A 20,954-nucleotide genomic window follows, 5' to 3' on the forward strand; every position below is an offset into this window, starting at 1 on the left:
AAGCAAGACAAAACCCCTTACCCGGCTTCAGCGTAAGGGGTTTTTCAGATATTTGTACTTGAAATCCACATTTTAGTTAGACGGCTGGGCTCCGAGCCGCCCCTGTTCGTTTCTGCTGCCTGGCTTTGCCTTTCCGAGCCGGTCAGAATTCTTCCCAGTTGTCGGCGCTCTTGCCGGCCGGAGGAGCGGACTTGCCGAAGCCCGAGGAGAGCTTGTCGAGAAGGGCCTTGGCCGGCGAGGAGATCGCCCGGTTGGCCGGACCGGCCGGTGCGACCCGTGGTGCGAGCGGCTTGACGGGGGCGACCGGCTGGACCGCGCTGAACGTCCGGTCCGCCATCGAGAAGCTCTTGTCGCGCATGTCGGCGAACTTGCCCGCCGTCGATACCGCGCCCTTGTCGACGATGAACTGGCCGACGAGGCTGGACAGGGCTTCCGCATCACGCACAAGGCCCGCCATTTCGGCATTGGTCTGTTCGGCGGCGCGGGCGTTCTGTTGCGTCACGTCCTCCATCCGGGTGACGGCGGAGGTGACCTCCTTCAGACCCGTCGACTGTTCGCGGGCAGCGCCGGCGATCGAGTGGATGTGGTCGCCGATCTGCACCACCTGGCCGGCGATCGAAGACAGGACCTCGCCCGTCTGCTTGACCAGGCCGACACCCGCGGCGACCTCCTCACCCGACTTGGTGATCAGCGACTTGATGTCCTTGGCGGCATTGGAGGAACGCTGCGCCAGTTCACGCACCTCCTGGGCGACGACTGCAAAGCCCTTGCCGGCTTCACCGGCACGCGCGGCCTCGACACCGGCGTTCAGCGCCAGAAGATTGGTTTGGAAGGCGATCTCGTCGATCACATTGATGATCTTGGAGATTTCACTGGAGGCATTCTCGATCCGCTCCATCGCATGGACCGCGCCGCCGACGATCTCGCTGGAACGATCGGAATGGACGCGCGCCTCGCTGGCGAGCCGCGAGGCGGTCTCTGCCTTCTCCGTCGATTGGCGGATCGCATCCATGATCTGCCGCACCGCGGTCGAGGTCTCCTCCAGCGCGGCGGCCTGCTCCTCGCTGCGCTTGGACAGATCCGAGGTGGACGAGCCGACCTTGCCGCTCTTGCGATTGATCTCGGCGACATTGCCGTGAACGGCAGATACGGTCTGCGACAGGCGCTCGAGCGACGCGTTGAAATCGACGCGCAGCCGGTCGAGCCCGCTGCTGGCGAAGGGCTTGTCGATCGTCGCGGTCAGGTCGCCGCTCGCCAGCCGCTGCAAGGCCGCGCCGAGGATTTCCACCGTATTGGTCAGTCGCGCCTGTTCGGCGGCCTTTTCGGCGTCACGCGCGCGGCGCTCTTCCTCACCGGCCGATCGACGGTGCTCGGTCTCGGCCTCCAGTTCACGCTTGGTAATCTCCGCCTGACGGAACACTGCGACGGAGCGGGCCATGTCGCCGATCTCGTCATTGCGCGTTTCGCCTTCGAGGGCGATGTCGGTATTGCCGCCGGCGAGTTGCTCCATGGACTCCACCAGTGTCGAGATCGGCCGCGTCAGCCTGCGTGAATAGGCGACGGCGACGACGGAGCCGATGGTGATCAACAGCAGGCCGAAGCCGATGGAGGCAAGGGCGTTCGACCACAGGTCGCCGTTCACCTCCGCTTCGGAGATCAGGGCGATCACGGCAAATCGCGCGCCGCCGAATTCGAGCGGCGATGTGGCGGCGAATGCGTCGATCGACCGATAGCCGGAGATCGAACCCAAAGCCTCGCGTCCGGCCATGGCCTCGCTCACCAGCGGCGTGTCGACCTTGGCGGTCAGGGCATCGTTTTCCGGCGTGTGGGCGCTGTCATTGATCACCAGGCCGCCGGCATTGACGAGAATGGTCTCGCCGGTTTCGCCGAGCCCCTTCTTGTTGGCATAGAGCGTGTTGAAGCGATCGTTCGGCAACTGGTATGCGAGGACCCCGATCGTGCGCCCGTTCTGCTGGATCGGTGTCGCGACGAAAGCGGCCGTCGCCCCCTTGGACGGCGCATAAGCCTCGAAGTCGGACATGGATACCGTGCCGGCTTCGGCCTTCAGCGCCGTCTGGAAGACCTGGGCAAGGCCGCTGCCTTTATGAGGCCCGCTTACAAGATTGGTGCCGAAATCCCTTTGCTTCATCACCGAATAGACGATGGTGCCGGCGGGGTTGATGACGAACAGATCGCGGTAGCCCTGGGCCTGAAGATGCTTGAGGAAACCCGCATGATACTGCTTGTGGGCGCGGTCATAGGCATCCTTCTTGGCGGTATCGAGCTTGTACTTCTCGCCCTCGGGATTGGGATTGCCGTCGATGTAGCGGGCATGCAGTTCCTTGAGAGGGTCGTCGCCGAGAAAGTTCATGGCGCCGGAAAAGCCGTAAAAAGCCTGCTGAGTGGTGAAGCTTGAGGCCAGCGCCGACATGTCGAGCCGGATGCTGTCGAGATAACCCCGTGCCTCGTTGCGCCGGCCGTCGGCGGTGGCCTCCAGTTTCTGGTAGACCTGATCGGTCAGGATGCGGGATTCGAGATAGAAGTTGATCGCCATCGAGGCGCTCAAGGAGACGAAGGCGAAGAGCGCCGCCGCAAGCGGCAGCTTCCTGGAAAGGCGCATGTTAAAGGCTCCGCGGAAAATCCGAATGGCTGCTTTGCCGCCATGGTTCCAGAGGTGCGTTAGCAAGGCGTTACCATCCCATGCCAAGCCTGTGGACAGCGGCGTTTTTCCGGGGGCGAACGCGAAAAAAATGCCCGGCATGGCGGACCATGACCGGGCAAGCGGCAGGGCTCATTGGCTATCACCCTGCGGGGATGGAAGGCGGGCTCAGTCGACGGTCAAGCCGTGAAGCGCGCGCCGCGAGCGGTTGCGGGCGGAGCGCGACAGCAGTTGCGAAGGATCGTCCGCGATGCCGGAAGCCTTGAGGATCTGCTCGACATCGAAACGGCAAAGGCCGATGTCCCGCAGCTGGAAGTCATCAAGGTCGGCAAGGCGGTTCGCAGCGCGTCGGTTGCGGATGGCACGCCAGACGGACTTCACGTGCGCTGTCGCCGCGAAGAAGCGCGTGACCAGAGCCTCCCGCGGTTCGGCGATATCGAGTTCGATCATCCGTTCGGTCGTGCGCATGGCTTTATCCTTTCGATTGGCACGAGTGTGGCCTCCCCTTGTCGCGGAGCGGCAAGGGATGAACCGGGTGTGGCCGGCAGCGCACAAGGGCGCGGTCGGTGTCTGCTGATTTGCAGCCTCACAATGCGGAAACGGTATTGATCAGTCCAACGAATGTTTCTAATAGTTAGCATCAATCGTTCTTATGGATGTCTCCCATGTCGGCTCCCCTCGATATTGACCAGTTGCAGACCTTCGTCGCCATTGTCGACACCGGCAGCTTCACCAAGGCCGCCGGCCGGGTGTTCAAGACGCAGTCGGCCGTGTCGATGCAGATGCGACGGCTGGAGGAGCGGATCGGCAAGCAGCTGTTCATCAAGGACGGCCGTGGCAACCGCCTTTCGGCCGAGGGCGACAAGCTGTTGAACTATGCCCGGCGGATCATCCGACTGAATTCGGAGGCGATTGCCGCCTTCGACGACAATCGCCTGGAGGGCACGCTTCGGATCGGCACGCCGGACGATTATGCCGACCGCTACATGCCCGAGATCATCGGCCGCTTCGCCAAGACCCATCCGAATGTCGAGCTCTACATCGTCTGCGAGCCGTCGGTCGACCTGGCGGAGAAGATGGCGAAAGGCGAGCTCGACATCGCACTGGTCACCCACAATCCGCAGCTGAGAACCTCGGATGTGGTGCGCACCGAGCCGCTCTGCTGGGTCGGCTCCGCCAACCATCCGCTGAAGGACGACGCGCCGGTGCCGCTTGCGGTCGGCCGGCGCGACTGTCAATGGCGCCAGCTCGCCTGCTCGGCCCTCGATGCGGACGGCCGCGACTACCAGATCCTGTTCACCAGCTGGTCGTCGACGGTGGTCGCCGCCGCCGTGCTGGCTGGCATGGCCGTCTCGATCCTGCCGGAATCGGCGCTGAGGACCGGCATGAAGGTGCTGACCCAGAATGACGGTTTCCCGCCGCTTCCGCCGGTACAGATCGGACTGATGAAGCGGCCTGGGCTTTCCACCTCGCTGATGAACGCGATCACCGACCACATCTCGGCCTGCCTCGACAATATCACGCCGAGCTCGGTGGAGGATGACCTGGAAAGCGACGTGAAGGCGCTGCCGCGCTATTATCCGCGTCTGCGGGCTGGAAACCTGATGCCGGGCTGGTGAGACCGGCAAGCGCTTTGCTGTCGCAACGACACTCTCATTCGGCAAAGATGGTGGCGTGGATGCTGCGCTTCCATTCGTCGAGAATACGGCGCGCCATCTTGTCGTCGGCGATCATGGCGCGGCGGACGACCGCTCCGGTCAGATAGACGAACAGCAGGACACGCGTTTCCAGATCGATCTTGCTGCCTTCGGGCAGCAGCGGGCGGAAGATGTCGCAGAGTATGCGCGTCAGTCGCGTCTGATGGTCGGAATTCAGCCGCTGCAGATCCGCGTCCGAGATCGCCGCGAGCCATACGGGCAAATAGATCGGATCGTCGCGGAAGGTGGTGTAGAAGGCGTCCACCGCAGACCCCATCAGCGCCTCCGCCTCGGCGAGCGAGGCGACCGCCGAGAAGACGCGCTCGGCTCCGGTTTCGACGCGCGCCGTGTGCCGGTCGTGCAGGGCCCGGATGATCGCAGCCTTTTCCGGAAAGAACTGGTAGAGGGAACCAATCGGGACGCGCGCCCTCGCGGCCAGATCCGTCATCTTGAGCCTGGCGACGCCCTGTTCGGCGACGAGCGCCGTTGCGGCCTCGAGAATCTGGTCCAGACGCTGGATGCTGCGCTCCTGCTGCGGCTTCTTGCGCAGTTGCAGGCGCCCGTCTGGCTTCTTGATGCTCATATCCCCCACCTTGGAACCGACAGCCCGCAAATGTGCCGGCCAGCGCAGCTACACGCGCTTGTATTCCCATTCCTCTAAAAGGAAAGATCGGATTTTATCGATACCTGAAAAGGCCCGGAAAAGCACGCCAGTCGGAAATAGGGCCGGCGCCTCTGTTGTCCAAGGCGCCGGCCCAATTCTGTTTCATTTGTGCTTCCTCAAGCACGGACATTGCCGCTGAGAACGACCGTCGAACCGCGATCAGGCGATGTCGAAGCGGTCCGCGTTCATCACCTTGGTCCAGGCGGCGACGAAGTCCGCCACGAACTTTTCCTTGTTGTCGTCCTGGGCATAGACTTCCGCATAGGCACGCAGGATCGAGTTCGAGCCGAGCACGAGATCGACGCGGGAGGCCGTGTACTTGGTCGCGCCGGACTTGCGGTCGCGGATGTCATAGGAGTTGCTGCCGGTCGGGACCCAGGTATAGGCCATGTCCGTCAGGGTGGTGAAGAAGTCGGTGGTGAGCGCGCCGACGCGGTCGGTGAATACGCCGTGCGCGGTGCCGCCGTAGTTCGTTCCGAGCACGCGCATGCCGCCGATGAGCACGGTCAGTTCCGGGGCGGTGAGCCCCATCAGTTGGGCGCGGTCGAGCAGCATTTCCTCGGGGCTGACGACATAGTCCTTCTTCTGCCAGTTGCGGAAACCGTCGGCGAGCGGCTCGAGCACGGCAAAGCCGTCGGCATCGGTCTGCTCGGCGGTCGCGTCGCCACGGCCCGGCGCAAAGGGGACCTCGACATCGAAACCGGCCGCCTTTGCCGCCAGTTCGACGCCGACATTGCCGGCCAGAACGATGACGTCGGCAAGGCTTGCGCCGGTCTCAGCGGCGATGCCTTCGAGGACCGAAAGGACCTTGGCGAGGCGAGCCGGCTCATTGCCTTCCCAGTCCTTCTGCGGGGCGAGGCGAATGCGGGCACCATTGGCGCCGCCGCGCTTGTCGGAGCCGCGGAAGGTGCGGGCGCTGTCCCAGGCGGTGGCGACCATTTCGGCGATGGTGAGACCGCTGTTGATGATCTTGGCCTTGACCGCGACGACGTCGTAATCCGTTGGGCCGGCCGGGATCGGATCCTGCCAGATCAGGTCTTCCACCGGAATATCCGGGCCGAAATAGCGCGACTTCGGGCCGACGTCGCGATGGGTCAGCTTGAACCAGGCACGGGCGAAGACGTCCGAGAAGTAGTCCTGATCGTCCCTGAACTTCAGCGAGATCTCGCGGTAGATCGGGTCGACGCGCAGCGCCATGTCGGCATCGGTCATCATCGGGTTGCGGCGGATCGACGGATCCTCGACATCGACCGGACGGTCCTGTTCGGCGATGGCGATCGGCTCCCACTGGTGCGCGCCGGCCGGGCTGGTCACCAGATGCCATTCGTGCTCGAACAGCATCTTGAAGAAGCCGTTGTCCCACTTCGTCGGCTCGCTGGTCCAGGCGCCCTCGAGGCCGGACACCACGGTATCACGGCCGATGCCGCGGCCGTGGGTGTTGATCCAGCCGAGGCCCTGGAATTCGGGGCCGGCGGCTTCCGGGTCGGGGCTGAGATTGGCCGGGTTGCCATTGCCATGGCACTTGCCGATGGTGTGGCCGCCGGCGGTCAGCGCCACGGTTTCCTCGTCGTTCATGCCCATGCGGGCGAAGGTCTCGCGCATCTGGGCTGCGGTTGCGAGCGGATCGGACTTGCCGTTGACGCCTTCCGGGTTGACGTAGATGAGGCCCATCTGCACGGCGGCGAGCGGGTTTTCCAGCGTGTCCGGCTTGGTCACGTCGCCATAGCGGCCATCGCTCGGCGCCAGCCATTCCTTCTCGTCACCCCAGTAGGTGTCCTTTTCCGGATGCCAAATGTCCTCGCGGCCGAAGGCGAAGCCGAAGGTCTTCAGGCCGGCAACCTCGTAGGCGATCGTGCCGGCAAGCGCGATCAGGTCGGCCCAGGAGATCTTGTTGCCGTACTTTTTCTTGATCGGCCAGAGCAGGCGGCGGCCCTTGTCGGTGTTGACATTGTCCGGCCAAGAGTTGAGCGGGGCAAAACGCTGGTTGCCGGTATTGGCGCCGCCACGGCCGTCGGTGACTCGGTAGGAACCGGCGGCGTGCCAGGTGACACGGGCCATCATGCCGACATAGGAACCCCAGTCGGCGGGCCACCATTCCTGGCTGTCGAGCATCAGCGCGCGCAAATCTGCCTTGAGCGCCTCGACGTCGAGCTTCTTCAGTTCCTCGCGATAGTTGAAGCTCGGGCCGAGCGGATTGGTCTTGGTGTCGTGCTGGTGCAGGATGTCGAGGTTCAGCGCGTTCGGCCACCAATCCATGACCGATCTGCCCATGGCGGTATTGCCGCCATGCATGACCGGACATTTGCCGGTGGATTTAACGTGTTCGTTCATTTTAGCCTCCTGGTTTTGCCTGAGCGCGTGTTGTGGCGCCACCATCGGGGAAAAGTTCCATAATTTCCAATTGTATTTCATGTGATTTTCGATAGGATCTTCCTATCATGATTACCATCCGTCAAATGCGTTATTTCGAGGCGCTGGCCGCCACCCGGCATTTCGGCCGGGCTGCCGAAATGGTGCATGTCAGCCAGCCGGCACTGTCGGCCCAGATCATGGAAATGGAAAAGCACCTCGGGGTGAAACTGGTGGAGCGCACCCGCTCCAACACGCTGCTGACCGACAAGGGCCACGAGATCCTGGCCCATGCGCGCACGGTGCTGGCAGCCGTGGATCGGCTGGAGGAAGCCGCGCGGCGCTCGTCCGGCACGCTGGAGGGGCTGCTCAGGCTCGGCATCATTCCGACGGTCGCGCCCTATCTCGTGCCGAAAATGGTTCCCTATCTCAGGCGCGAGCATCCGCTGATCGAAATCGAGTTGAAGGAGGCGGTAACCGACCGGCTGCTCGGCGACCTGGCCGAGGGCAGGCTGGACGCGATCATTGCCGCCATCCCGATCGAGATGGACAGCGTCGTGGCGAAAAGCCTGTTTGTCGACCGTTTCTACATGGCGATGTCCGCCAATGAGAGCGACGTCCTGCTGTCACCCATGACCGAGACCGCGGTCGATCCCGACCGCCTGCTGCTGCTTGAAGAAGGCCATTGCCTGCGGGAACAGGCGCTGTCCGTCTGCAAGGCGGCGAGCAAGCGGAGTCTCGTCAACTTCGGCGCCACCTCGATGACCACGCTGCTGCAGATGGTATCGAACGACATGGGCATGACACTGATCCCGGAACTGGCGATCGAAACCGAGACGGCGCGAACGCCGATCCGCATCGTGCCCTTTACGGAACCCGCGCCAAGCCGGGAGATCGGGTTGATCTGGCGTCGTTCAAGCCCGCGCCGGGCAGACATGGAGGCCCTGGCCGAGGCCATCATCGCCAGCCGCCAGAAAGCGATCGCGCCCCGGCTTGCAAACCAGCTGTCCGGCAATGCCCGGTTATAAGGAAATCGCGGTTATCGTATAACTCGGCGCGCACCAACCTGCCCATTTTTGGGCTGAGCACCCTAACCCACCGCCAAAGCGAGCAGGCTTCGTTGCGACAGCTCAGAAAAACAGCCTAAGGTCCGGCCTGCCAAATGACCTTCGGAGGAAACATGCGTTCGGCGTCGGGTTCACAACTGCCTTCCACACGGCTCAGCGCGGTCGTCTGCGCCCTTGCCCTCTGCCTTGCTCCCCTGTCACCGGCTTTGGCCGACGAGGCCGAGGTCGACCAGCAGATCGACAACCTGCTCGGCGATCATGCCATCTTCAAGACCGCGATCCTGGACCTGCAGGAACGCGTCGCCAACGAGGATTCCATCGCGTTCTCCGCCTTCGTCGACTATCCGATCACCGTGACCGTCAACGGTGAGCGCCAGACGATCCGGTCGGCGGAGGAATTCGAGCCGCTCTACCACGACATCGTCACGCCCGAGATCGCCGATGTGATCGTCAACCAGGATTACGGCAGCCTGTTCGTCAACGGCGACGGCGTCATGTTCGGCGACGGCCAGGTGTGGATGAACGGCATCTGCCTCGATGAGGCCTGCAGTGAAATGGAAGCGCGGATCATCACCCTCCAGGCAGCCGAATAGAAGGCGGTCATGGAGCATTGAATGACAAAGGGCGGCGCGGATTTCCGCGCCGCCCTTTTTCTTGGCATGATGATCCTGTCGATCAGGCGAGATCGAGCACGATGCGGCCGTCGATCTTGCCCGCTTCCATGCGATGGAAGATGTCGTTGATGTTCTCGATCTTGTCCCACGAGAAGTGCGAGGCAACCTTGCCCTCGCCGGCGAACACCAGCGATTCCTCGAGATCCTGACGCGTGCCAACGATCGAGCCGCGCACCGTGATGCGCTTCAGCACGGTTTCAAACACCGGCAGGGAGATGAAGCCCGGCGGCAGGCCGACCAGAGCCATCGTGCCCTTGGAGCGCAGGAAGCCATAGGCCTGTTCCATCGCCTTGGGCGAGACGGCGGTGACGAGTGCACCATGCACGCCGCCGGTCGCCTTCTGCACCTGTTCGATGGCGTCCTTAGCCGAGCCGTTGACGACGACATCGGCGCCGAGATCCTTGGCGAGCTTCAGCTTGTCATCGAAAATATCGGCGGCGACCACGTGCATGCCCATGGCCTTGGCATACTGGACGGCCATGTGGCCAAGCCCGCCGATACCGGAGATGACCACCCATTCGCCGGGGCGCACTTCGGTTTCCTTCAGGCCCTTGTAGACGGTGACGCCGGCGCAGAGCACCGGGGCGGCAGGGCCGAATTCGAGATTGTCCGGCAGACGGCCGACGAAATCGGGGTCGGCCAGGCCATATTGGGCAAAGGTGCCGTTCACCGAATAGCCGGTGTTCTGCTGGCTGCCGCAAAGGGTTTCCCAGCCGGTGCGGCAGGGCGAGCAGCAGCCGCAAGCGGTGTGCAGCCACGGAACGCCGACGCGGTCACCTTCCTTGATGCGGGAAACGCCGGCACCGAGCTTGGCGACGTAGCCGACGCCTTCATGGCCGGGGATGAAGGGCGGGTTCGGCTTGACCGGCCAGTCGCCATTGGCGGCGTGCAGGTCGGTGTGGCAGACGCCGGTTGCCTCATACTTGACGAGGATCTGGCCCGGGCCCGGCTCCGGGACTGCCCATTCCTCAATTACCAGCGGCTTGCCGAATTCACGGACGACGGCAGCTTTCATCATTTGAGCCATGCGGGTCTCCTCTCTTGGTGTCAAAGTCGGACGCGGCCGGCACTGGGCGTGTCGACCACACTCGCGGGCAGGTTACACGTGCAGGACGAAGTGAAATTGACACGCATCAATTGTAGAAACGCTATGCATGGACAGGCGTCGCACATTTGCGACACCTGCACTGTGTCCGGCATGCTGCATTGCGAAGCTACAGGAGCGACGCCTTGAGGAAGGCAACTGTTCGCGACCAGGCAAGGTCCGCTGCGGCCTTGTCGTAGCGGGCGGCAGAGGTATCGTTGTTGAAGGCGTGGTTGACGCCGTCATAGACATGGATCTCGAAGCTCTTGCCGTTCTTCTCCAGCGCCGCCTTGTAGGCATCGATGCCGGCATTGATGCGCTCGTCGAGGCCGGCATAGTGCAGCATCAGCGGCGCCTTGATGTTCGGCACGTCTTCCGCCGGCGGCTGGGAGCCGTAATAGGCGACGCCGGCGCCAAGCTCCGGCGAAGCGACCGCCATGCGGTTGACCATGCCCCCGCCCCAGCAGAAGCCGATCGCGCCGACCTTGCCATTGACCTTTTCATGCGCCGCAAGGAAAGCCCGTGTCGCCTCGCCATTGGCAACCGCCACGCCCATGTCGAGGGTGGAGAACATTTCGCGCGCCTTGTCCTCGTCGGACGGTGTGCCGCCCGCCGGCGAGAGGAAATCGGGGGCCAGCGCGACGAAACCCTCCAGCGCCATGCGGCGCGCGACATCGCGGATATGCGGATTGAGGCCGCGGTTTTCATGGATGACGATGACGCCGGGCAATTCTCCGGCAGCATCCTTGGGGACGGCGAGATAGCCCTTCATTTGCCCGCCGGCGCCCGGATAGGTGATCTCTTCGCTCGCCAGGCGGTCGTCGCTCTCCTCGACGATGGCGGCGCGCGCCTGATTTGCCGAAAGCAGAGGGGCGATCGCAGCAGCTGCCGCGCCGGAGCCGGCCAGCAGGCTGAGCTTTTCCATGAAGCGGCGGCGATCGAGCGTCAGGTGGGTGTATTCGTCATAGGCGTCGATCATCGCCTGCGTAATCGTGGGCTTTGTCATGATGACCTCTCTTGTGAACGGTAAGCGCCTTCACCTGCGAAGGATCGCCTGCCGGCAGGATAGGTCAGCTTGCCGCCTCGGCGCCTACACAAGTCCGTTACCGTTTTGCGCCGGCCTTGCCGAACAGGACGAGCCGCAAGACGAGGAGGATGGAAACCGCCAGCAGCGCGAACTTGACGCGCGACAGCCAGGGCAGGATTTCAGGAAGGTTCAGCGCGGCCCATTCGCCCGGGGTGGCCGGCGGGAAATAGGTCAGAAAACCGATGTTCTCGGCATAGTCGACAAGGCCATAGAGAAACGGCAGAAGGCAGAGAAGCCGGGCATGGCGGATTTCGAGCCGCCGGCCGTAAAGCACGGCGCCCGGCGCGAAGCCGCGCAGCAGAAGGCTAAGAGCAAGCGTAACGGCGAGCGGCAGGACCAGGTCCGGGCCGAGATACATGAAGCGCAGAAGCTCTCGCGCTTCCGCCCGCGCCGGATCGGACAGCGCCGTGCCCATGGCGACGACCGCTTCGGCGTCGTAACCGGACAGGCGGGCATCGAGAAAGCCCCCTGCCCCGCTCAGGCGGGCGAATTCCGGGTCGAGACTCCACACCATCCAGGCGAGGAGCGCACCCGAAACGGCCAGCAGCAAGGCGATCATCGTGTTCCGGCCCATAGGCTGCTCCCCCGCCTCGACAAAGACTTATGCCCCGCCGGGATAGTTCGGGCTTTCGCGGGTGATCGTCACGCCATGCGGATGGCTTTCACGCAGGCCCGCGCCGGAAATCCGCACGAAGGTCGCCTTTTCCTGAAAATCCTTGATGTCCTTGCCGCCGACATAGCCCATGGCGGCCTTAAGACCGCCGGCGAGCTGGTGCAGCACGGCAGAGACCGGACCCTTGTAGGGAACCTGGCCTTCGATGCCTTCCGGGACGAGCTTCAGCGTGTCGCGCACTTCCGCCTGGAAGTAACGGTCGGCCGAGCCGCGCGCCATGGCGCCGACCGAGCCCATGCCGCGATAGGCCTTGAAGGAACGGCCCTGATAGAGATAGACCTCGCCCGGGCTCTCGTCGGTGCCGGCCAGCAGCGAGCCGACCATGACGGCCGACGCGCCGGCGGCAATCGCCTTGGCGACGTCGCCGGAGAATTTAAGCCCGCCGTCGGCGATGACCGGGATGCCGTGCTTGTTGGCTTCCTCGACCGCGGCCATCACCGCTGCGAGTTGCGGCACACCGACGCCGGCGACGATGCGGGTGGTGCAGATGGAGCCCGGGCCGATACCGACCTTGACGCAATCGGCACCAGCATCGATCAGCGCACGGGTGCCTTCACCGGTCGCGACATTGCCGGCGATGATGCGAACCGCGTTCGACATCTTCTTCACCTCGGCAACCGCATCCAGCACCTTCTGGCTATGGCCGTGGGCGGTGTCGACGACGATGACGTCAACGCCGGCCTCGATCAGGCGCTCGGCCCGCTCACGGCCGTCGTCGCCCGTCGAGATGGCGGCCGCGACCCGCAGGCGCCCCTGCGCATCCTTGGCGGCATTCGGGTTGAGCTGCGACTTCTCGATGTCCTTGACGGTGATCAGGCCGACGCAACGGCCTTCATTGTCGACCACGAGCAGCTTTTCGATGCGGTGCGAGTGCAGCAGGCGCTTGGCCTCCTGCTGGTCGACGCCGTCCTTGACGGTGACGAGGTTCTCGCGGGTCATCAGTTCATAGATCTTCTGGCCCGGATCGGAAGCAAAGCGGACGTCGCGATTGGTGAGAATGCCAACGAGGCGGCCGGGGCGGCTGGTGCCCTCGACCACCGGAATGCCGGAAATGCCATGGGCGCTCATCAGCGCCTTGGCCTCGGCGAGCGTCGCTTCCGGGCCTATCGTGACCGGATTGACGACCATGCCGCTTTCGAACTTCTTGACCTGGCGGACCTCCTCGGCCTGCTCGACCGGGGTGAGGTTCCGATGGATGACGCCCATTCCGCCCGATTGCGCCATGGCGATCGCCAGGCGGCTTTCTGTGACCGTATCCATGGCCGACGACAGGATCGGCAGCGACAGGTCGATGTCTTTTGCGATGCGGGTGGAGATATTGGTCTGACCCGGCATGATTTCCGAGTGCCCCGGCTGAAGCAGGACATCATCGAAGGTAAGCGCTTCCGCGCCGGTTGCCGAGATTACGATCCGTGCCATTGCCAATTCCCTTCGGTTGAATAGGCAGAATCCGCCGGCAAAAGGAAATTTTTCCCCGGGCGCTCCTGCATGAAATGCTTGGAAGTTGGCGAGGGCAGGTAACACGTTCATGACGGGAAGGGAATAGAAAAACGACCAGAGACGATCTGTCCACGTTTCGATGGCCGGATGCGGCAGCCGCAGGCGGGGCTCCTCCCCTTTCCGGAGAGGAGCCCGACCGGTCAGATGTCGAATTGATAGCTCTTCGGCACGTAGCGATAGCCGGTATCGAGTTTCTCGACATAACCGACGGCCGGGAAAGGCATGTGATAGCCGATGAATGCCAGCTTGTCGGTGGCGATCATGTCGAACACGCGCTTGCGGGTTTCAGCTGCCGCCGCCTTGTCCATGTCGAACTTCACCTCCCACTCCGGCCGCTGCAGCGACAAGACGAAATGATTCGCCGTGTCGGCGGCCAGCACCAGCTGGCGCCCCTCGGATTCCAGCCGATAGATCATGTGGCCGGGCGAATGGCCGAATGCCGCCATGCCGGTGATCCCGCCGACCACGTCGCCGCCGTCCCCGATGAAGGTCATCTTCTCGGCCAGCGGCTTTACATTGGCGAGCACGCCCTTGTGGCCGCCTTCGGCCGGCGTGCCGACGCGGGCCGGATCGGCCCAGAAGTCATACTCGGCCTGACCGGTGACATAGCGGGCGTTCGGAAAAGCCGGATTTCCGCCTTCCATCAGTCCGCCGATGTGATCGCCGTGCATGTGGGTGATGACGACGATCGTCACGTCCTCGCGCTTGTAACCGGCAGCCGTCAGGCCTTCGACCAGCCGGCCAAGACCATTGGCACGCCCGCCCTCGCCAAGGCCGGTGTCGAACAGGATGACCTCGGAGCCGGTATTGACCAGCACAGGAGCGAAGCTGTTGACGAAATTCTCGGCCGGCAGGAAGTTCGCCGTAAGCAGTTCGCCGACCGCCTCCGGCGTCTGGTTGGTGCCGAAGGTCTCCTGCGGCTTGCCCGAGGCGCGCGCGCCGTCCTTGACCACCACGACCTCGAAACTGCCGAGCTTGAAGCGATGGGTTTCCGGCGGCATGGCATGGTCGATGCTCATGGCCGTATCGGCGCCTTGCGCGAAGGCTGCCCGCGTCATCAGCGACGGCGCAGCCAGCGCCAGGCCTGCCCCACCCAGAAGTAAGCGTCTGTTGATCTCGATCATCATCGTCTCCTCTTGTCCTGCCCATACGATCCGCACCGTCGCGGATGTCCGAGGCTGGAGATAGACGTGGGGCGAACAAGGGAAAGGCCTTTCACCAAGACGTGATCCGCCAGGCACCGGGCGCGCGTCAGGCATTGGCAGGCGGGGCGCGAGGAGCTAAACCGTCGAGCCAGCCGCCCTCGCCCGCGACGCGCCGATTGCAATCCAGCCAGACGAAACCCGATGAACCGCATAGTCCCGCTCATCCTCGCCGTGGCGCTTTTCATGGAGCAGATGGATTCGACCGTAATCGCCACCGCGCTGCCGGCGATCGCGGCCGATCTCGGCGTCGGACCGATCACGCTCAAGCTGGCGCTCACCTCATACATGGTGGCGCTGGCCATCTTCATTCCGGTCAGCGGCTGGATGGCCGACCACTACGGCGCCAAGAAGATCTTCCGCATCGCCATCATGGTCTTCGTTGTCGGCTCGATCCTCTGCGCCGTGTCGGGCTCTCTTGTCGCCTTCATCGCCGCCCGCTTCCTGCAAGGCATGGGCGGGGCGATGATGACACCGGTCGGACGGCTGGTGCTCCTGCGCACCACCAAGCGTAGCGAGCTCGTCTCGGCCATGGCGCTACTGACCATCCCGGCTCTCGTCGGCCCGCTCACCGGCCCTCCGGTCGGCGGCTTCATCACCACCTATTTCTCATGGCACTGGATCTTCCTGATCAACGTGCCGATCGGTTTCGTCGGCGTCTGGCTGTCGACCCTCTACCTGCCGGAAGTGGAACCGGTCAAAACCGCGCCGATCGATCTCAAGGGGTTCGTCTACACCGCTATCGCCGCCTCGGGCATCGTCTTCGGCCTGTCGGTCATGAGCCTGCCGGCGCTGCCGATCGAGATCGGCGTCGGCGCGACCGACATCGGGCTCATGGCCGCCATCCTCTACCTGCTCCATGCGCGGCGCCATCCGAACCCGTTGCTCGATCTCGCCCTCTTCCGCAATGCGGCCTTTCGTATCTCGGCGCTCAGCGGTTCGATCTTCCGCATCGCCGCCGGTGCGATCCCGTTCCTGATGCCGCTGATGCTGCAATTGGGTTTCGGCATGACGCCGTTCGAATCCGGCCTCGTCACCTTTATCGGTGCGATCGGCGCGATCACCACCAAGGTCCTGGCGCGCCGCGTCTTCGCCGCCGCCGGCTTCCGCAGCGTGCTGATCGTCGCGGCTATCACCGGCGCCGCCACCACGGCGGCCAACGCCTTCTTCACCCCGGCAACACCCATAATCGTCATCATGGGGGTCCTGCTGATGGCGGGCTTCTGCCGCTCGTTCTTCTTTACCGGCATCAATTCGCTCGGCTATGCGGAGATCGACGACGGGCAAGCGAGCCAGGCGACCTCGATGAGTTCGGTGCTGCAGCAGATCAGCCTGGCGCTCGGCGTGGCGGTCGCGGCGGCCATCCTGGAGGGCAGCACGGCCTTTCATGGCCGCGCTTTGTCACTTACCGATTTCCACCTCGCCTTCGCAGTGGTGGCAGGGCTTTCGCTCGTCGCGGTGATCCCGCTCATCGGCCTGGCGCGCTATGCCGGCTCGGCCGTTTCCGGCCATGGCCGGCGCGCGGCGCTGAGCGAGGATGTGCCGGTCAAGTAGAGCCGGTTATTCGCCCGCGATCTCGCGCTCATCCCGGGCTTCGGCGTCGTTCGACTCGCTCTCCTGAGCGTCGCCATCCTTCGACGCCGCGGCCTTCCGTCCCTTGAAGCCCTTGGCGAGCAGGAACATTTCCACCGATTCGGCGCGCGACGAGCCGGGCTTGATGTGCACGACCTGGCGAAAATTCTGCTTCAGGAGGTTGAGCAAATCCCGCTCCGTGCCGCCCTGGAAGGTCTTGGCGAGGAAGTGCCCGCCCTCGGCCAGGACCTCGATGGCGAAATGGGCCGCCACCTCGCACAGGTGCATGGTGCGGATATGGTCGGTCTTCTGGTGCCCGGTGGTGGGGGCCGCCATGTCAGAGATCACCACGTCCGGCGTGCCGCCGACTGCCTCGATCAGCAGGCGCGGCGCTTCCGGGTCGAGGAAGTCGAGCTGCAGGATCTTGACCCCCGGCAGCTGCGTCATCTCCAGGAAGTCGATCGCCGCGACACGGATGTCGTCATCGGTCGAGCCGGTGACATTGGCGGCGATCTGCGACCAACTGCCCGGTGCTGCCCCGAGGTCGATGATGCGCTTCGCACCCTTCAGGATATGGTGCTTCTCGTCGATCTCGAGCAGCTTGAAGGCGGCACGGGCGCGATAACCCTCGAGCCTGGCGCGCTGGACGTAAGGGTCGTTGATGTGGCGCTCGAGCCAGCGCCGCGACGACGCCTTGAGCTTGCCCTTCTTGACCTTCTGGCCGAGCTTGCGCCCGGTGCGGTTGCCCCCGATCGGTGGCTTTGTCATGGTCAGCGCTCCCTGTCGTACGGTGGACGGCGGCGATTTCTGCGCCAGACCCCGTCGTCGGCCATCATGTCGGTCAATAGTCCCTCGCGCAGCCCGCGGTCGGCGACGCGCATACGGTTCGACGGCCAGCGTCGGCGGATCGCCTCGAGGATCGCGCAGCCGGCGAGAACGAGGTCGGCGCGGTCCGGCCCGATGCACGGATTGGCGGCACGGCCGGCAAAATCCCAGGACAGGAGCTTCGCCTGCATGGCCGAGACCTCGTCATCCGACAGCCACAGGCCATCGACCTTGCGCCGGTCGTAGCGCGGCAGGTCGAGATGCACGCCGGCCAGCGTCGTCACCGTGCCCGAGGTGCCGATCAGGTGGAAATCCTCCGGCGGACGGCCGGAATTGTCAGTGAGCGGCGGGCAGTCGAAACGGGCGAGCATGCCCTCGACTTCCCTTGTCATCGCCTCGAAGATCTCCGGCGTCACATGCTGGCCGCCGTGGCGCTCCGAGAGCGTGACGACGCCGACCGGCAGCGAGGTCCAGTGGGTGATGTGGTTGGCCAGCCGGCTGGAGCGGTTCTCGCCGATCGAGATTACCGCGATCTCGGACGAGCCGCCGCCGATATCGAACAGCACGACGGAGCGCGCCTCGCGCCCGACGAGCGACGAGCAGCCGGATACGGCGAGCCTGGCCTCGGTCTCGCGGTTGATGATTTCCAGCTCCAGCCCGGTCTCGACCAGAACGCGCGAGAGAAACTCCTCGCCGTTTTCCGCCGAGCGGCAGGCCTCGGTGGCGATCAGCCGCATGCGGCGGATGTCGCGGCCGGACAGCTTGGCGGCGCAGACCTTGAGCGCGTCCACGGCACGGTCCATCGCCTCAGTCGAGAGCCGGCCCTGGCTGCCGAGCCCCTCGCCGAGGCGGACGATGCGCGAAAAGGCATCGACGACGCGGAACTGGCCCGGCCGGGTCGGCTGGGCGATCAGCAGGCGGCAATTGTTGGTGCCGAGATCGAGCGCGGCATAGAGATCGTCCGGCCATGGCTCTGCGCCGGACTGCGGGCGGAAGCGCTCGTTGGCGCTCCCCCCCCGGCGCGCACCCTGGGCGTGATGGATGTTGTGGCCGGACGGCGGTGAAACAGGTGCTGCGGCGGATTTGGCCGCCTGGACCGGAGCGGCGGGCGCGAGCGGGCGTCCCTGGGGACCGCGTCCACCACGATTGCGACGGCGCTTCTTGCCCGGCTTGACATCGCCGGGCGAGGCTGCTGCCCCAGCGGCGACCGGCCGCAACGGCAAGGCCGGCGAGACGCTTTGCACAACCGCGGGCGAAGCTTCGGACGACCGGCTGCGCCGCCGCCGTTTGCGCTTGCGGACCGGGCCTTCGGGTGCGTCTAGATCGGGGTGTCGCGACGCTTGCGGCTCGATCGCCACCGCCTCCAAAGCCGAAACGGCAACGCCCGAATGGTTCGGAGCGCCCTTCCTGGCCTTGCCGCGCCGGCGGGATCCACCGCCCTTGCGCCTACCCGTCGACGCCCCCTCGCTTGGCGGCTTGGAGCCGCGATCGGGGTCTGTCACTGAACTTTTCCGTTGCACCGCGCAAGGCCCGGATGGGCATGCCGCTGGCGCCATGTTCGATTTTCGTTGGGAAAATAATATCAGCGCCCGGCGTTTTAGCCAAACTGTTTTTGGAGCCCGCGCGAACGGAGGCCCGCGCCGCCTTCGCCCACTCCGACGCGGACGCACCACTGGTCATCCGAAGCACGCAACGGCGCCCCCAAAGGAACATTCGACGGCTAATCATTTTTTTTCAAAACAGCTATTTGCAAGTGCCCGGCTTTTGTTTATAAGCCCGCCTCACCGACGGGTCGCGCAAGCCGCGAGCCACTGCTGGGGAATAGTTCAACGGTAGAACGACGGACTCTGACTCCGTTAATCTTGGTTCGAATCCAGGTTCCCCAGCCAATCTCTCTTACGCAAGAAAATTCAAGTGCTTAGAGGTGACTGCGTACCTCAGTTCGTACCCCTGAATGTACCTCTGCGACGGCCAACCTCACCACCTTCAGTTACCTTTCCAACACCGTCCGTGTCATCGTTATCGATGGCAGTCTGTGGATCGCCGCAAAGGAACCGTGTGAGATCCTCGGGCTTGGCCATGTGCCCGATGCCGTCAGCCCCCTTGCTGACGATCAGAAGCGCATGGTGAGCCGAACGACCAACAGCAATCTGCTTACGGTTGGTCACAGCCCGTCTCCCGCTGATCTTCATCCCCGAGAGCGGCATGTACAAGCTGGTCACGCGCTCCGACGAGCCGGAGTCTCGCGGGTCCAAGACTCGGTCACCCGGGAAATGCTCCCGCCTATGGGAAAGCGGTTGGTGGCCGAGATTGCAGGTTGGCGTTGGGCCTATGTCCGAACGTGCTAGCCCGAAGCGTTCTGGTTGCCGCATTTCTGGTTTGAGAGCTGGAGCGAGACGATGTCTATCCGGGCATCGTATATTAGCATGTCTGATTACCCCCGCTATAGGGTAAAAGCCACACAAGGATCCAGACATGACTGCCAATTCGATGTTCACAAGTGAAAAGCTGCAGCAGATCGAAACGAACGCAGCCCTCATCACAAAGCACTTCATGCACTTGACCGCGTATGAGGAAAGTTATCGCAAGACAATTGCCGACATGAACACCATGACGAATTATGTGCGGAATTGGCTTGAGCGTGATGAGCTCGACCCCGACGATGCCGCATGCCTCGACGAGGCTGTGGAAGTCTTTGAGGAGGCAGCTCGTGCGATAGCTGCCTACCAGAGTTACCTGGATGTGCTCGGAGACATCAACCACACCATCATGGGTGGATAGGGCGCAGGCAGATACGCCACGGTCTTGATGACCACTCGATAACCGGGAGTTGGCCTCTGCCTCTCGCGTTCGTTCCATCAACTTTGCCAGCCCCGTGGTCTCTGTGACTGCGGGGTTTCTTTTTGGCGGTCGATGGAAGGGCGGCAACAACAACGATCAACGGAATGAACATGAGCGATACGCAGACCAAAGAGGCGGCATTCACCAAGCTGCCCATAGAAATCAAATCCCTGTCCTACATCGAGGCCAGGAACACCCTCAATGAGATCAAGTTAGCGGGGAACGAAGATCCGTCACGCCCTGACCGCCTTCGGTTGGCCCAAGTCACCCAGCTCAGGCAGCTCTTTCAGGTGCGAGGTGAACACGGGCGCGACGATACCCACGTCAACGACCTCTACGCTGAACTGCAGCGGGATGGCGATCTGAAGCCCATCGTGGTGTGGCGCTGTGGTACCGCCGCGATCCTGATCGATGGCCACCACCGGCTCTACGCCTATGCCATGAAGCAGCGGAAGTTGAAGACGCCCGTGACCATCCCCGTGGAATGGCTCGAAGGGGACGTGATCAGGGCCATTGAGAAGGCCGCCGAGGGAAACACCGAGAGGAAGCTTCAGCTCACACCGGAGCAGCGAACCGATCTGGCTTGGCGTCTGGTGGCGCATGATCTGGGCCACTCGAAGGCCGAACTGGCGAGGATGACCGGCGTCAGTGATCGCACCATTGCCAACATGAGGAAGACTCGTGCGGAGCTGTTGAAGGCCGAAGAAGAACTGCCAACGACGTGGCGAAAGGCCATGGACATGACAAAGGGACGAGACATGCAGGACTTTGACATTGATGCCGAGAAGGAGCGAAGGGCTCAGGAGATCGCCAAGCGGATGATCAAGCTTGATCGGGTCCACTTCGCGGACAACCCTGATGTCTTCGCCCGGGCCTTGGAGATTGCCGCCCCACGGGCCTTGGCCAAGCTGGTGGCAGCTATCCAGCAGTTGGACAGCTTCGACTATGAGGAGCTGCGGGACGAACTGGCGGGGGAAGATGACGAGTATTTCGAGGGAACCCCGGATTTTTGACCGCAGCCTATGCACACACACGCTGTGAATTTTGCATAGCCTGCCCC

General features: G+C 63.6%; 18 protein-coding genes and 1 tRNA gene. 7 read left to right on the plus strand and 12 right to left on the minus strand.

All coding sequences use genetic code 11. From position 1 onward, the window contains the following. Positions 1-142: 142 nt before the first annotated feature. On the minus strand, positions 143-2,620 hold the full coding sequence (locus DYZ14_RS14810; RefSeq protein WP_195949960.1) for a methyl-accepting chemotaxis protein: 2,478 nt from the start codon (positions 2,618-2,620) through the stop codon (positions 143-145). Between the two features lie 207 nt (positions 2,621-2,827). Continuing rightward, a complete protein-coding gene (locus tag DYZ14_RS14815) occupies positions 2,828-3,127 on the minus strand; it encodes a DUF1127 domain-containing protein (protein WP_115671577.1) in 300 nt (99 codons plus the stop codon). Between the two features lie 197 nt (positions 3,128-3,324). Here DYZ14_RS14815 and DYZ14_RS14820 point away from each other — a divergent pair, with 197 nt between their 5' ends. Then, positions 3,325-4,278, plus strand: coding sequence for a LysR substrate-binding domain-containing protein (locus DYZ14_RS14820; RefSeq protein ID WP_115671578.1), 954 nt, complete (start codon positions 3,325-3,327; stop codon positions 4,276-4,278). Positions 4,279-4,312: 34 nt separating this feature from the next. On the opposite strand, the gene DYZ14_RS14825 is transcribed toward DYZ14_RS14820, so the two are convergent. Together DYZ14_RS14825 and katG are read right to left on the minus strand one after the other, a co-directional pair. After that, entirely contained in the window at positions 4,313-4,939 is a 627-nt protein-coding gene (locus DYZ14_RS14825; RefSeq protein ID WP_154721392.1) for a TetR/AcrR family transcriptional regulator, read from the minus strand. A 240-nt stretch (positions 4,940-5,179) separates the two neighbouring features. After that, on the minus strand, positions 5,180-7,351 hold the full coding sequence (katG, locus tag DYZ14_RS14830; protein WP_154721393.1) for a catalase/peroxidase HPI: 2,172 nt from the start codon (positions 7,349-7,351) through the stop codon (positions 5,180-5,182). 107 nt (positions 7,352-7,458) lie between these two features. On the opposite strand from katG, the gene DYZ14_RS14835 reads away from it, so the two are divergent. After that, positions 7,459-8,397, plus strand: a complete 939-nt coding sequence (locus DYZ14_RS14835) for a hydrogen peroxide-inducible genes activator (RefSeq protein ID WP_154721394.1) — start codon at positions 7,459-7,461, stop codon at positions 8,395-8,397. Positions 8,398-8,549: 152 nt separating this feature from the next. After that, complete coding sequence (locus DYZ14_RS14840) at positions 8,550-9,029, plus strand: hypothetical protein (RefSeq protein WP_154721395.1); 480 nt, start codon at positions 8,550-8,552, stop codon at positions 9,027-9,029. An 82-nt stretch (positions 9,030-9,111) separates the two neighbouring features. Here DYZ14_RS14840 and adhP read toward each other — a convergent pair whose 3' ends face one another. From adhP to DYZ14_RS14865, 5 genes are all read right to left on the minus strand, one after another. Next, entirely contained in the window at positions 9,112-10,137 is a 1,026-nt protein-coding gene (adhP, locus tag DYZ14_RS14845) for an alcohol dehydrogenase AdhP (RefSeq protein ID WP_154721396.1), read from the minus strand. Positions 10,138-10,324: 187 nt separating this feature from the next. Then, entirely contained in the window at positions 10,325-11,200 is an 876-nt protein-coding gene (locus DYZ14_RS14850; protein WP_154721397.1) for a dienelactone hydrolase family protein, read from the minus strand. Between the two features lie 97 nt (positions 11,201-11,297). Then, on the minus strand, positions 11,298-11,855 hold the full coding sequence (locus DYZ14_RS14855; protein ID WP_154721398.1) for a hypothetical protein: 558 nt from the start codon (positions 11,853-11,855) through the stop codon (positions 11,298-11,300). Between the two features lie 27 nt (positions 11,856-11,882). Then, positions 11,883-13,373 (minus strand): IMP dehydrogenase, encoded by a 1,491-nt coding sequence (gene guaB, locus DYZ14_RS14860; RefSeq protein ID WP_154721399.1) that lies wholly within the window; start codon positions 13,371-13,373, stop codon positions 11,883-11,885. Positions 13,374-13,594: 221 nt separating this feature from the next. Beyond that, positions 13,595-14,581 carry an MBL fold metallo-hydrolase gene (locus tag DYZ14_RS14865; protein WP_445292490.1) on the minus strand — a complete coding sequence of 329 codons (987 nt, stop codon included), beginning with the start codon at positions 14,579-14,581 and terminating at the stop codon, positions 13,595-13,597. A gap of 219 nt (positions 14,582-14,800) precedes the next feature. On the opposite strand from DYZ14_RS14865, the gene DYZ14_RS14870 reads away from it, so the two are divergent. Then, positions 14,801-16,210 (plus strand): DHA2 family efflux MFS transporter permease subunit, encoded by a 1,410-nt coding sequence (locus DYZ14_RS14870; protein WP_154721400.1) that lies wholly within the window; start codon positions 14,801-14,803, stop codon positions 16,208-16,210. 6 nt (positions 16,211-16,216) lie between these two features. Here the strand turns inward: DYZ14_RS14870 and DYZ14_RS14875 are convergent, their stop codons facing one another. Together DYZ14_RS14875 and DYZ14_RS14880 are read right to left on the minus strand one after the other, a co-directional pair. After that, positions 16,217-16,996: an RlmE family RNA methyltransferase gene (locus DYZ14_RS14875; RefSeq protein WP_154721401.1), complete on the minus strand. Its 780-nt coding sequence runs from the start codon at positions 16,994-16,996 to the stop codon at positions 16,217-16,219. A gap of 2 nt (positions 16,997-16,998) precedes the next feature. Continuing rightward, positions 16,999-18,555, minus strand: coding sequence for a Ppx/GppA phosphatase family protein (locus tag DYZ14_RS14880; protein WP_154721402.1), 1,557 nt, complete (start codon positions 18,553-18,555; stop codon positions 16,999-17,001). 313 nt (positions 18,556-18,868) lie between these two features. On the opposite strand from DYZ14_RS14880, the gene DYZ14_RS14885 reads away from it, so the two are divergent. Next, a tRNA-Gln gene (locus DYZ14_RS14885) sits at positions 18,869-18,942 on the plus strand. 48 nt (positions 18,943-18,990) lie between these two features. Here the strand turns inward: DYZ14_RS14885 and DYZ14_RS14890 are convergent. After that, the gene (locus tag DYZ14_RS14890; protein ID WP_154721403.1) at positions 18,991-19,221 is read right to left on the minus strand and encodes a hypothetical protein; all 231 of its coding nucleotides are present in this window, start codon (positions 19,219-19,221) and stop codon (positions 18,991-18,993) included. A gap of 307 nt (positions 19,222-19,528) precedes the next feature. Between DYZ14_RS14890 and DYZ14_RS14895 the strand changes: the two genes are divergently transcribed. Further along, a complete protein-coding gene (locus DYZ14_RS14895; RefSeq protein ID WP_154721404.1) occupies positions 19,529-19,834 on the plus strand; it encodes a hypothetical protein in 306 nt (101 codons plus the stop codon). A 170-nt stretch (positions 19,835-20,004) separates the two neighbouring features. Then, positions 20,005-20,907 carry a ParB N-terminal domain-containing protein gene (locus tag DYZ14_RS14900; RefSeq protein WP_195949964.1) on the plus strand — a complete coding sequence of 301 codons (903 nt, stop codon included), beginning with the start codon at positions 20,005-20,007 and terminating at the stop codon, positions 20,905-20,907. Positions 20,908-20,954 lie beyond the last annotated feature (47 nt).

This window comes from Ciceribacter sp. T2.26MG-112.2 (genome assembly GCF_900492205.1).
GTDB lineage: Bacteria > Pseudomonadota > Alphaproteobacteria > Rhizobiales > Rhizobiaceae > Allorhizobium > Allorhizobium naphthalenivorans_A.